The sequence below is a fragment of the Runella sp. genome, from assembly GCF_965279615.1.
In the GTDB taxonomy this organism is placed as follows: Bacteria; Bacteroidota; Bacteroidia; order Cytophagales; family Spirosomataceae; genus Runella.
Map to the genome: position 1 here is coordinate 1585490 of NZ_OZ257252.1, position 13342 is coordinate 1598831.

At 44.0% G+C, this 13342-nt stretch carries 11 protein-coding genes; 3 read left to right on the forward strand and 8 right to left on the reverse strand.

Features of this window, described 5'->3' with window-relative positions; translation table 11 throughout:
- Position 1 precedes the first annotated feature (1 nt).
- The 3 genes from ACQY73_RS06975 to ACQY73_RS06985 form a co-directional block, all read right to left on the reverse strand.
- Complete coding sequence (locus tag ACQY73_RS06975; RefSeq protein WP_428663341.1) at positions 2 to 451, reverse strand: DUF1810 domain-containing protein; 450 nt, start codon at positions 449 to 451, stop codon at positions 2 to 4.
- A gap of 42 nt (positions 452 to 493) precedes the next feature.
- Positions 494 to 1465 (reverse strand): alpha/beta hydrolase, encoded by a 972-nt coding sequence (locus tag ACQY73_RS06980; protein ID WP_428663343.1) that lies wholly within the window; start codon positions 1463 to 1465, stop codon positions 494 to 496.
- A 215-nt stretch (positions 1466 to 1680) separates the two neighbouring features.
- Complete coding sequence (locus ACQY73_RS06985; RefSeq protein ID WP_428663346.1) at positions 1681 to 2250, reverse strand: hypothetical protein; 570 nt, start codon at positions 2248 to 2250, stop codon at positions 1681 to 1683.
- 225 nt (positions 2251 to 2475) lie between these two features.
- Between ACQY73_RS06985 and ACQY73_RS06990 the strand changes: the two genes are divergently transcribed.
- Together ACQY73_RS06990 and ACQY73_RS06995 are read left to right on the forward strand one after the other, a co-directional pair.
- Positions 2476 to 4125, forward strand: coding sequence for a DUF4980 domain-containing protein (locus tag ACQY73_RS06990; protein ID WP_428663348.1), 1650 nt, complete (start codon positions 2476 to 2478; stop codon positions 4123 to 4125).
- A 448-nt stretch (positions 4126 to 4573) separates the two neighbouring features.
- Positions 4574 to 5857 (forward strand): hypothetical protein, encoded by a 1284-nt coding sequence (locus tag ACQY73_RS06995; RefSeq protein ID WP_428663351.1) that lies wholly within the window; start codon positions 4574 to 4576, stop codon positions 5855 to 5857.
- A gap of 217 nt (positions 5858 to 6074) precedes the next feature.
- Here the strand turns inward: ACQY73_RS06995 and ACQY73_RS07000 are convergent, their stop codons facing one another.
- Both ACQY73_RS07000 and ACQY73_RS07005 read right to left on the reverse strand, forming a co-directional pair.
- Complete coding sequence (locus tag ACQY73_RS07000; protein ID WP_428668431.1) at positions 6075 to 8579, reverse strand: 3-coathanger stack domain-containing protein; 2505 nt, start codon at positions 8577 to 8579, stop codon at positions 6075 to 6077.
- Positions 8489 to 9436 (reverse strand): S8 family peptidase, encoded by a 948-nt coding sequence (locus ACQY73_RS07005; protein ID WP_428663353.1) that lies wholly within the window; start codon positions 9434 to 9436, stop codon positions 8489 to 8491. Before ACQY73_RS07005 ends, ACQY73_RS07000 begins: the two co-directional genes overlap by 91 nt.
- 424 nt (positions 9437 to 9860) lie before the next feature.
- Here ACQY73_RS07005 and ACQY73_RS07010 point away from each other — a divergent pair, with 424 nt between their 5' ends.
- A complete protein-coding gene (locus tag ACQY73_RS07010; RefSeq protein ID WP_428663356.1) occupies positions 9861 to 10646 on the forward strand; it encodes a LuxR C-terminal-related transcriptional regulator in 786 nt (261 codons plus the stop codon).
- A gap of 368 nt (positions 10647 to 11014) precedes the next feature.
- On the opposite strand, the gene ACQY73_RS07015 is transcribed toward ACQY73_RS07010, so the two are convergent.
- From ACQY73_RS07015 to ACQY73_RS07025, 3 genes are all read right to left on the reverse strand, one after another.
- On the reverse strand, positions 11015 to 11773 hold the full coding sequence (locus ACQY73_RS07015; RefSeq protein ID WP_428663359.1) for an SDR family NAD(P)-dependent oxidoreductase: 759 nt from the start codon (positions 11771 to 11773) through the stop codon (positions 11015 to 11017).
- A gap of 89 nt (positions 11774 to 11862) precedes the next feature.
- Positions 11863 to 12489, reverse strand: a complete 627-nt coding sequence (locus ACQY73_RS07020; RefSeq protein ID WP_428663361.1) for an NADPH-dependent F420 reductase — start codon at positions 12487 to 12489, stop codon at positions 11863 to 11865.
- 60 nt (positions 12490 to 12549) lie between these two features.
- Entirely contained in the window at positions 12550 to 13302 is a 753-nt protein-coding gene (locus ACQY73_RS07025) for an SDR family oxidoreductase (RefSeq protein WP_428663364.1), read from the reverse strand.
- Between the last annotated feature and the right edge of the window lie 40 nt (positions 13303 to 13342).

Below are 13342 nucleotides of genomic sequence, written 5' to 3' on the forward strand. Positions count from 1 at the left end.
ACTACTTTCCTGCGCTGCCATTCGCTGAATTTTCAATACTACTAAGCGTTCTTGGGTCTTGGATGCTGTTGAAAAATTTATCTAAAACCGCTTGAAAAATCGGATTCGTTTTTGGTAACAGGCTAAATAATGTCATACTTGATCTTACTTTCAGATCATCCGGATTACCCAAAATCTGATTGGCCGTTTTTCCTTCCACAGAAAGCAATGCTTCGGATATCTCGATCAGCCTGCTCCCTAAAACGGGATGCTGCAAATAGGCTTCGGCTTCCTGAAGGTCTTTAATGGCGTAGAATTGTGTCGTTGCGCTAAAACCTAATCCTGAAATTTGCGGAAAGATGTACCATATCCAATGTCCTTGTTTTCTCCCTTTCTTAATTTCAGCCAAAGCCCTTGGATAATCGTTATCCTGTGCCTCCAAAAATCGGTGCAAGTTATCTTCTGCGTTCATATTGATGTACTTTACTTAACAAATCACTGTTTTTGCTCTTTTTTAAGGCGCACTATCAAACGTTTTATTCAACCAAGCAACCACCTGCTGCCAGCTCTCGACCGGTATCTTGGCATGCGTAGTATTTTTCATCACTAAAAATTCCTTTTTGTTGCCGGGAACAAGGCCATAAAACTCCTTCACTTTATCTATCTCAAATAATTCATCTTTATCCCCTACCCCTACCAACACCGGAACATTCAGGGTTTTCGGAAGTCTGAGCTCCTTGACATTCAGCATGGTCAGGAATCGAAGCGTGTATCTTAAATTGAACAGGGGATCTTTCGTCACCGTCATCCCTTCTCTGTAATATTCCACCGCCTGATACGACGGGCGGAAAACAGAACTTGCAAAAATTTTAGCTTTTTGAAAAAAAGTCGGCTCCTTGGTCAATCCTTTTCTGCCTTCGTAAGCCCCTGAAAGCAATACTAATCCTAAGATCTCATTGGGAATGGCATCAACTGCGCATATCGCGGAAGCTACGCCCATGCTGTGTCCCAAAATAACTACTTTAGGATAACCAAGACCTTTAATAAATCGTACAGACTCAACCAGATCAGCGATCCATCTTTCTTTACCCGGGCTATCTCCCCGGTTTCCGCCCGATAAACCATGTCCTCTGTAATCCAACCCAAATGTTGTATATCCGCCGGCTGATATTGGTTTACCACCCATGTCGTAGGCTCCGCTGTGGGCAGTTATGCCATGAAAAATCAAAACGGCAATGTCTTTTTTTCCCGTTTTCCCACTGTCCGGATTCCATCGCCGCAGAAACAGCGTTTCTCCATCTGCTGTAGTGATCAGGTGATGTGGCCCTGTAAAATTCTGCCTTAATTTTGCGGCTTCTTCCGACGATATTCCAACGTGATTTGTTCTTGATTCTGTTGGAAGAAACGCCAATATCAATCCAAAAACACCAATAGCTACCACTAAGGCAAGAATAACATAAAAGACTTTTTTGAGTACTTTTTTCATATCAGTGGTTGTTATGTGCTTCTTAAAAATTGCTTTAAATTATTCTTGTGCTGTTGACCGCAATGCTCGTCCGGTCGGGTTGTGAGCAACCGCGCGGCGGACCGTCCGACACACTCCTCGTGCGGAGGGTTGCTCACAACCCGACCGGGCGAGCAATACGTTAAAAAAAAAACGAAAATTTGCCTGTGGCTATCCGTTGTGTTTTTGGAAAGGTTTCAGGAAGCTACCTTGTCAAGAATACTATTACTAATGGAATATGTCAATGGAATCTTATGCTCCGGATAGCTTTCGTTGTGCCTTTTCAGTTGGTAAGAAAATTTACGCGCATCTATCGAAATCCGCTTAGTGACTTTCTTTAACTGTATCAACAATTCACTTAAACCGGGTTGGCTCATTGTACCATTGTTATTGACCAATAAATCCAACGCAATTACTTCGTCCGTAATTTTTTCCTGTAAATGGATGTATTTATCAAGTGTCTGCTGATCTAATTGGCTATGAACTATGGCATTATTCTTCAATTGGAGATTATTTACTTCGTTTTCCGCCTTTCTCAACTCACTCATGATTTGCTTACTGCCGGAAGTTTCAAGTGAAAAGAGCCGGTGGAGTAAACCGAGGCGCTTATTGGATTGAGCGTTCATATCATTAAATCTGCGTTGGACAAATTCTTTGCTTTTTTCGACTTCCCGGTGATAGTTAGCCTTTTCAGTGCTTTGGCAGGAAACCAAAACAGGTAGCAAACCAATAAGGATATAAGCGAGGATACGTTTCGTAGCTACCATAGGCTATTGACCGATTATTCCACCACAAAGTATTGACGTAAATATACTGACCAAATCTTTCGGGTCACTTGTACAATCATTTTTGCGAATTAAGAATCAAAATAAGACCGAATGCCGGGTTGAAAATTACCACAGACCGGAAAATCAGGACCGAGACTTAATGCTCATTTCTTAAAAGTATAAATGCTTCAATGCATACTTTACGCGTGTAACTACCTAAATCGAATGAAATCAGTTTTAAAGCTTATAACCCTAACAGTGTTGACGATGTTCGGCATTCGTTCACTGCCGGCGCAGAATCTTTCCTTAAAGATCACTAAACGCTATTTGAACCTGCCTGTATCACAAGCTCAAAACAGGGGAATCATGCAATTCAAGATCAATGATAAACTTGAGCGTTCGTTTAAAATACGGCTCGCAACTGATAAGCCCGACTATTGGGTGTTTTGCGACATGGCCGCCTTACAGGGAAAAACCATTACCATAAGCTATGACGGTAAGCCGGAAGGATTGAATAAAATTTACCAGGAAGATACATTTGCCGGTCAGGATTCGCTGTATAAAGAAAAGAATCGGCCACAATACCACTTTTCGACCCGCCGGGGTTGGATCAATGACCCCAACGGTATGATTTTCTACGAAGGAGAATACCATCTTTTTTACCAACATAATCCTTATGAAAGAGAATGGGAAAACATGTCGTGGGGACATACGGTGAGCAAAGATATGATCCATTGGGAAGAATTACCCACAGCTTTGTCACCCGATAGTCTGGGGACGATGTTTTCCGGTTCAACGGTGATCGACTATACCAACACCGCCGGATTTAATCAGGGGAATATACCGGCGATGCTTGCTTTTTTTACCGTCGATAATCCTGAAAAACAAATTCAGTGCATGGCCTACAGTTTGGATAAAGGTCGCACTTGGACAAAATACAGCAAAAATCCCCTGATTGATTCGAAAGCGAAATGGAACAGTAAGGACACGCGCGACCCACGGGTATTTTGGTACAAACCCGGCAACCATTGGGTGATGGTACTCAATGAGCGCGACGGGCATTCGATCTATACATCCAAAAACGCAAAGGAGTGGAAATATGAGAGCCATGTAACGGGTTTTTGGGAATGCCCCGACTTATTTGAATTACCCATAGACGACGATAAAAGCAAGACCAAATGGGTCATGTATGGTGCCTCGGCAACGTACATGATCGGTTCTTTCGACGGAAAAATCTTTACGCCCGAATCGGGAAAGCATTACTACACAACCGGGAGCATCTATGCCGCCCAAACGTTTACCAACATGCCCGCAAGCGATTCCCGGCGCATTCAAATAGGCTGGGGGCGGATTCAACAACCCGGCATGCCTTTTAACCACATGATGCTGCTTCCCACCGAATTGCGGCTTCATACCACTAAAAACGGTCTGCGCCTGAGTAGTGCACCGGTAAAGGAAACGGAGCAATTGTTTGATCGGGCCGGGCAATGGGCTTCGCTAAGCACAACGGAAGCAAATGAAAAGCTGAAATCGTTTCAATCTTCCGATCGGTTCCGAATAAAGACAACGTTAAAACTGTCGCATGCTACAAGTGCGGGCCTTTCTTTTTTCGGTCAGCGAGTGCTTGATTACGATATGAATTCCAATTTGGTCAATGGCGTTTTCTATTCTCCTGAAGACATGACGTCGATGGAAGTTTCCGCCGACATCTATGTGGATCGAACCTCTATTGAGGTATTTATCGACAACGGTGCCTACTCGTATTCATTTGAAAGAAAACCGGTTTTGACCAACAAAGACGGCCTTGTATTTTGGGGGAACCGCATTGAAGTCAAGAACCTTGAGCTGTATACGGCTAAGTCAATCTGGAAATAAACCGCGTAAAGTAGGATGAGCAAAAGTCAGGGCCTTATTGATTAGTTTTAAATTGTCTGATTTTTAGGAGCACTTACACTGTGCATGAAATACACCAGCAAAAAGAACCAATAAATAAAAAAGGAATAAGATTATTTCTAAACGCCCTCATAATAAATTTTTACTAAAATATTAAATATCCACTTATTGACCTTAATAAATATTGCTGGTGGAAGCTTTATTTTTACCTTCCCCTATTTTGAAGAGCATTCTACTTATCATAAATCCTATTATATAACTGGTTTGCAGACTGTTTTATAATAGGATTTAAGTAGAATATGAAAACGTCAAGGTCAGAAGAGAGTCTTACGCTTAATGAGTAAATTCCTATATACATTAATTGCATAGTATTTTCTTAATGATTAACATTGTATATCAATGCTTTAGCCACCATTTCAATTCTATCTCTATGAAAAACTCATTAGTACTTCTAATAATAGTTGGGTTAATGATGGGTTGTAAAGAAAAACAGGAACCGTTGCCTGAAAAGTATCCTCATTTACTGATTACCCGTATTTCTTTCTCCGGCATTCCCGATAAAGATGTTACTATTGACCAGCCTAACCGAACAATTCATGTCAAAATGCCGGCAATTTTAACAATTGCCAATCTGCTGCCTATTGCTGAACTTTCGCCGGATGCTAAGATTTCAAGTCAAGATAGACTGGCCGATATTGGTAGAGCTGCTTCTTGGAGTTACCCAAACGCTAACAATTTAACGATTCCTATCTCCTCCATCACTAATCCCAACCAGTCGGTCATCTATCAAATCAAACCATCGGCCAAGGCTCCTTTGGAAATCACCCAGACAAAAGCACTTTCTACCTTCGCTATTGCGGATTCTTCCGATATAGATATTGAGGTCAAAAATGCCTATGGGAATGACCTGCCGAAACTGGTCAACTTTACTCATCGCAAAACCGGCATTCAGCATACCTTATCAAACGTATTCATCCATTCTTATTTAGATAAGATAAGGGTACGTGCCTATTCGGTTCCCTTTGTGTTAGGCGAATATGATATTACTTTTCAGATGGAGAACGGCACGGTAATGCCGGTCAATCAGGTATTGAAAACAGTACAGGGGAAGTCCGGTTTTAGTTTTAACTGGAGTTTAAGTGCATTGGCCGGAGAAACGCTGACGGTCTGGGGTAATAACTTATTTGAAGGTTCAACTGCCTTTCGGATACGTACGCTCAATGGAGTGATCATTCCTGTTTCGGCCACGTATGCTTTAGACGGGCGTCAAGTGGGGATTGCTGTCCCCGCTGCGCTGGGTTTAGGAAATTATGGCATTGAAATTCTAAGGGATGGTTTGCCTGTAGGGAAAGGTTCTCGACTGAGCATCGTTAAAAATAAGCAGCAACCTTATATCATTGGCTTAAGCACGGTACAGTTGCCGGGTGAACTCACTGCTGAACCAGTCTCGTTGTTTCGTAATCAGAAAATTAATGTCATGTTTTCAGTAATTGCAAAGTTTGAGCGGTACGTTTTTATGTTGCAGGATGAATCTACCGGCAAGTCTGTGTTTCACTTCCCGCTGACTTTTCCTGTTGAAGCTTCTCCTCATGTGACAATCCCACCGGATGTTCCTGCCGGGCGATACAAAGCATTTATCCGGGAAGTTGATCCTGAAACCAAAGAAGTAATACAACAAAGTGAGCCGTTTGAGCGAACCGTTGTATTGCAGTAAATGAGATGGAGTGGTCCAATTGAGACAGACACTTAAAATTATTTTGGCCGTCTCGCAAAATGGGAGTGGCTACGGTCCACCGCAGCCACGGGGGTATAAATATACCCGACATTGGAGATAATAATCTGAAATACAGCACATAATAGCGGACTTCGTAAAATTCAATAATGAATTTTATGATAAGTAGAATATATAGTTTTCCCCAAAAGCAGGTTATTTAATTGCATCCTTTAATCTCCGCTTTAAAAATACTCCCCGTTTGCGCCTGAAAGGTTCCCAGCAGTGAAATGCTGCTGCCGGCTTGATAAATAACAGTTGACCCAGTGGGAATGGTTTGAGTGGAAGCAATAGTTTGAGTAGCTTTTTTGACGTCGTTTGGAGCGCTTCCGGATAACGTAAGCGCAGCAGGCGGAGTGGTTACTATTACAGAATTGCTTGCCACACTCAGACAGTTTGCACCGTTTGAAGTACAGATTGCCGTGTATGTACCTGCCACGGTGACCGTGATGGTGTTGCCGCTCATGCCGTTGGACCAACTGACATTGCCTGCACAGCCACCGGCATATAAGGTTACTCCCGTTCCGGCACAAATCGTTGCCGCAGTGCTTACCGAACATTCATTGATCCTGACGGCGAAATAATCCTGCGCTGTTCCATCGGTGTTAACTACTTGGGTAACCTGAATGCCCCCCACTAACAACTCTCCCGACTTGGTCAGACCGATGGAATAATTGCGCGGGCTGTCATCATATGCTCCGCCGTAGCGCCGGTCCCAACGCGGGGCCAGCGAAAGATCATTGTCGATCTCGGCCACCCAAAAATCTAACATCCCTAACGGCGTCGCCGTGATGTCACCCGAATTCGTGTTGGCTACCCGCATCACCACCCAATATCCGTTGCCGTTGGGCATTCGAACCATGCTGCTGAAATCCTCCCGATTTGCTCCCCCAATGGTCTTTTCATTAGTCTTGCTGCCGTCACTCTCGTTGATCTCCACCAACCAGCCGTCATAATCTCCACGCAGGGCTGTGGTTTTATTGCCCGTTCCTGCCTGCGATTTGCTCAATCCCCCGATAATGTACCGTCCGCTGACGCTGCTTTTGACGATTGAGGTTGGAATCTCATCGCCATAATTTTGACCTGCCGGATCGGATGCCGTTTTGGCACCCCCGTAGGATTTATCCCATTGCAGGTTCCCGGTAGCCGAAGTAATGCGCAGCACCCAATAATCCATCGTACCGTTGTTGCCATCCATGTTGGGGGCGGTCTTATTGCCGTTGTTGTTGGATTTGGAGTAGGCCGCGATCAAAATATCACCGTTGGATGTTTCGGTGGACAAATAGGGCGCATCGGTAGAGCTGCCGCCGTAGGTCTTTTGCCAAATGGCTCCTGCCAACGGGTCGCTCACGGTGGGATCGAATTTGATGACCCAGATATCAGAATCGCCATAGCTTGGTGAGTCAGTGCTGCTTTTATTGCCGGTTCCGCCGGGCGAGTAGGATAAACAGCTCAGCAAATAATTGCCGTCAGCGGTGGCAATAAGGTGGACGGGAAGATCTTCTCCGGTACCTCCAAAGGTCCATTGTTGCTGAATGATGCCGTTAGCGTCAATTTTTAGAGTCCAGATGTCTGCCTGTCCGTAATTAGCCGTGGTCTTATCGCCCGAGATGCCCGAGTAGGAAAACGTCGTGATTATAGCTCCACCGTCGGTAGTGGCGAGGGCGGCGTTGGGATATTCACCGGCCGAGCCGCCGTAGACTTTTTCCCAAAGTTTATTGCCGGCGGCATCGGTTTTGATGACCCACAGGTCATCAAAACCGATATTGGGCAGGGTTTTGTCGCCGCTGAGGGGTGAGGAGGAAACGCCGATCCACAGCAGGCCGCCGTCGGCGAGTTCGACCAGTGAATTGAATTCTTCTTTTTGATTGCCCCCGAATTTCTTTTCCCACACTTTTGTCGGTGTAGTGGCACAGCTGAGAGAATTGGCAATGGGAGGCACGGGTGTTTGAATAGCCGTCACATAGGTAGTACTACTTTTACGGCAGCCATTCAGATCACAAGTGGCCTGATAATTGGTGGAGACAGTTGGTGAGGCATTGATTGAAGCACCGGTAAAACCTCCGGACCAAGAGACTGTACCGTTATTGCAATTGGTAACCGAAAGAGTTACACTTTGTCCATTGCATATTATATTTGAAGGACTGACACTGATATCAGGGGTAGCAGGAGCAGGGTTAACAAAAACACTTACGCTGTTTTCACCTTCTGAATAACATTTCTGCCTTGTCAGGCGTAAAGTATAGGTCCCTGATTGACCGGCAATAAATGTTGGAGAGGTTCCTATGATACTTCCATCTTTTTTCCATGCATAACTGCATCCGGTACAGGCATTTGTCGACAGTGTTAATGTTTGGCCTTCACAAAGATTGGTTAAACCTGTGTAATAAATTTCAGATAAAGTTGGGCAAAGTGTTGTTATGGCTTTATACACATTTATCTGACCTGCTCCAAGCATATCCTCATATCCGGGATTGTATGCATCTATATTATCGACAGATGAGAGGATAATAGATTTAATACCCTCGGAAGTTAAATCCGGTTTTATCCCTTTTAAAAGTCCTGCCAAGCCGGCTACCATCGGTGATGCCATTGAGGTTCCGTTGTAACCGGCATATGAATTAAATGGTACAGTACTATAAACAGCATATCCCGGTGCTGAAATATCAACCCAATTACCATAATCTGCTCCGTCTGATCAATCTCACTGCTTCCCCAGGAACAGTTGATTATTTTTGCCCCATGCTCGGCTGCCCATGCAATGCCTTCATAGGATCTGTCAATAAAACCGGTATATGTATCATATGACGCCTTAACAGCCATGATTTTGACTACATTACTTCCAATGGAAGCTACTCCGATACCGTTATCAGTGATGGCTCCCAGAATACCCGCTACATGAGTGCCATGCGAAAAATTTGCAGAAGGCGGACTGGCATCATTGTCATTATCGGCTACATCGTGCGAATCATAAATATTTGCCACTAAGTCATTATGGTATATTTGTACTGCATCATCCACTACCGCGACAATTGCCGTGGCATCAGGCAGAAATTTATAGTGTTCCCAAACCTGATTCATCTGAATGACATCGTAATAGAAGTATTGGTGATAGAATAAGGGGTCATCAGGAGTATCGAATTTGTATACTTTTGATATTCTTTCTGCATATTCTATTGTCGTATCCTTTTGAAATTCTTCAATGATCAGGTTGATATTTTCAGGTTTCTTTAATTTTATTCTGAAGGTTCTGAGAAGTTTTTCATTACTTGAAAAGTAAAAGGGTAATTCAGCCTTCAAAACCAAGGAAGAAATCAGGGTATTACGTAAGAAATTTACGGAAATGGTTTCAATCTCTCTGCCTGTCGTTTTTGTAATAGGCTGAGAGTCTTTAATTTTTACATAAATTTCATCGCTAACGTACAACGTATCAGCCTTTTGGGCAAATAAATCGAATGGATTCGCTGTAAAAAGCTGTAAAAAAAGTAGGCTGCAAATTTTGATTTCTTTTGCCTTTTTCATGATAACAGACTTGTAGCTTTACCGCCTTATTAATGGATTAGTTAAAATAATCTTTGCTGATCTGATCAGTGTCGAAAAAATAAGCCAATAGCAGCTTAATTTTGTAATTCGTAGCTGACCGTCAAAACAATGAGATGATCCGTATAACTACATTAGGAAATAATTTTAAAATTTCTGCCTAAAACACTTATAAAAGGTAAAATACAGGAAAAGCCACTACCGGCCTTTTTCAGTTACTCTCCTTATTTCACACCTTTAAAATACATTCTGTTTGAATCAGAATGATATCCCCGGTCTTTCAGGTATATTTCCTGATTGTTATTAGGCTAATCAAGCTCAGGCATGACCTACAAATATTACCCGATTACCTTACCTTTGCAATACTGAATTTTCAGTATTTTTTACCTTTAATTCCCCCTTTTGTATGTCAACTTTGATTTCATGCCCTTTTAACTTTAATAATTTCAAAAAAATATGGAATTCAGGTGGGTTAAACGAAGAGAAAGATGTAGTTGAAAACCTGGTTAAAACCAATCCCCTATTGCACGAAACGCTTTTAATGCAGGGCAATGCCTTAGCGGTACTGGATATTAAAACCATGCAGTACTCCATCATTCTGGGGGATGTGGAAAAAGTGTGTGGATGGTCGGCTGATTACTTTTATAAGGTGGGAGTCGAGGGCTATACCGCTCAATTTTTACCGGAAGATGCTGCCGGCTTAGGTGAGATATCAAAACAAATTAATGCTTATGTTCCCGCCCTGACCTCGCCACAGTTGAAAAAATTCAGAGTGATCTACGATTATCGAATGCAGGGAAAGGATGGAGAAATCACTCGGGTTTGTCAGGAGAGTATTGCTTTGAAAACAGACAAAGAGGGTCACATTCTTTATTTTTTGGCCTTTGTCTCCGATATTACCCATTTTAAAAGAGAAGGAAAACAACATTTTCACCTCTCAGGGGGAGATACAGCTCAGTTGGGAGTCATTGATCATGCAGCCGGAACATGTTCTCAATTGCCGATGTTGGGAAAAAGAGAGCGGGAAATCGCTAAATTATTGGGACAGGGATTGGTGAGTGACCGGATAGCAGAGAGATTAGCCATCAGCGTGAATACGGTCAATACCCATCGTCAGAATATGCTGCGAAAACTGGAATTGACGGACACGACAGAGTTGCTGAATTTTATTAAGATTTATCGGTTGATCTAACCTGTACATTCCTTTCCTAACTTTATGCAGTTTGTGTCAAACTATTTCAGGGATATACAGTTCGATGACATGCCATCGAAAGGCTCCTGTTTTGTACTTTTTCTTTAAATCAATAAAGTAGCTCACTTTCATAACTTTACACGATTAGTGTCAAGCTATTTTAGGGATATACACCCATATGAACCGCTATCCGTTTTTTTTGCCGGTTAAACGTGTGGTCTGAAAAGCAAAAAAGCCACGGATATTTTGTATATCTGTGGCTTTTTGAGCTAAGGATCGGGATGATGACTTCGTTTATTGCGCAGTCGGTAGAAACACCGTCAACCAATAGTGCCGACCCTTTGGATTTCTTTTTTGAGTGAATGGAGTTAAAAACCGTACATACCACCCGAAACAGAAAGTTGCTCACCCGTAATCCAGGCGGCATCATCGGAAGCCAGAAATACGGCAGCTTTCGCAATATCTTTGGGCTGACCTCTGCGACCAAGCGGTGTATTGGCAATAAACATTTTTTCAGCTTCACTACCGGTCGTGATACCGGCACTGGTGGCCCCTTCGGTTTCCGTAGCACCCGGCAAAATCGAATTGACCCGAACGTTTTTTGCCCCCAGTTCTTTCGACAACGAAATTGTTAAGGCATCCACGGCCGCTTTGCTTGCCGAGTACAACGAGGCTGCCGGAAGGGGCATTTTGCTGGCACCCGAACTGATATTGATGATATTGCCACCGGTATCGCCAAACAGTTTTAACGCTGCCTGCATAGTCAGTATTGGGCCCAAAACATTCGTGTTGAATGACTGATGAAAAGTTTCGGTCGAAATCTGTTCAAGGGGTGCGTATCCTTGAGCGACCGCGTTGTTTACCAAAATGTCTAAGGTGCCGAATGCCTTCTTGGTTTCGTCAAATAGCCGGATTACATCGGCTTCTTGTGATACATCAGCCTGTATGGCAATGGCTGTACCTCCGCCTTCAGTGATGGCTTTCACTACGTCGTCTGCTGCTTCTTTGCTGGAAGCATAGTTCACCACAACTTTTGCGCCTGCTTCGGCGAAGTGTTTAGCAATCGATGCCCCTATTCCTTTTGACGCACCGGTAACGATGGCTACTTTGTTTATTAATTTACTCATTACGTTTGGATTTAATGGTTGAGCGGCAAACTCAGTTTACCAACTTGGTCAATCTGTAGCTTGATCGCATCAAAAGTTGTGATCTCGACTTATCCGTTGAACTTGACCAGGTCTTTAAAGATGAGGTGCCCCCAGCTGGTTCCACGCGCCTGTACCAGCAGTCCGCCTTCCGATAGCCCGCCAAGGTTGATGGGGGCGAAACCAAGCTTATCCGCAAGCGCAGCAATTTCCGCTGTGGCGCGCTCATCGTCGCCGGTCAGGAACACGACTCTTTTGCCTCCCTGTACGGCCGGATCTTGTCCAAGAATGGCAGCGCCCAAATGGTTGAAGCCTTTAACGAGCCTACCACCCGTGAAAGCTTGCGCGACGACCCTGCCGGAAGGCTGTCCTCCCAGCTGTTCAGGGGACACGCCGTAGGCATTGGTTACATCGACAATGATCTTTCCCTGCCAGGTGGGCAGCGCCTTGGCGACATTCGGGTGCGCTTCAAAACGCACCGCTAAAAAGAGGATGTCTGCCTTAACGGCTTCCATAAGTGTGGTGGGAATGATCGTGGGGCCAATCGCGGCTGCATCGGAGGCAAAGCGTTCCGGGCCGCGCGTTGTGGCAACGGCTACTTCGATGCCGTTGCGGGCAAACGCCTTGGCCAGAGCCTGGCCGATCTTGCCGAAGCCAATTATTGCGTAGCTTCCTTCTTTGTTTTCTGATGTATTCATGTTGACTTTAGTTTAATTCGTTAATGGCATGAATTTGAACTCGCGCCGGCGTGGGGTCAATTACTGAGCCAAGTAGGTCATACCCCCATCAATCAGGAGTTCAGCACCCAGCATAAACGAAGAATCATCCGAGGCCAGGAAAACCGCTGTTTTGCCAATATCAACGGGTTGCCCAATTCTACCTATCGGCATGATACCTGCATAGTGTTTTTTTACTGCGTCAAGTTGTTCTGCAGGAACAAACTTTTCAAATGCGGGTGTATCGGTTGTACCGGGTGTAATGACATTCGCTCTAATTTTTCTGGCTAACAGGTCGCTTGAAAATCCTTTTGCTAAATAGATTACAGCCGCTTTGGCCGCACCATAAAGCGAAAATGATGCATAGGCTCGATGGGCTGCATTTGACCCGATCAAAATAATCGAGCCACCATCATTCATATAGGGCAGTGCTTTTTGAACCGTGAAGTAGACACTCTTCAGATTCAGATCCATTGCCTTATCATAGTCGGCTTCGCCAATATCTGCCACCGTTCCAATCGTTCCACCACCCGCATTGGCGACAATCACGTCTATTTTGCCAAATTTTTCAGCTGTTTCTTTAAACACCCTTTCTAAGTCAATAAGGCTGGTTACATCGGCATTTATGGCTATAAACGTATCGCCAAGCTGAGCCACAGCACTCGTTAATGTTGCCTGATTTCTGCCGACAATAGCGCCTACAGCCCCTTCATTTTTAAATTCTTGGGCAATGCCCAGTCCAATGCCACTATTACCACCCGTAATCACAGCAACTTTGCTTTTTAGCTTACTCATTTTTAACTGCTTTTATATTTGTTTCGCAAAGGAACTATCA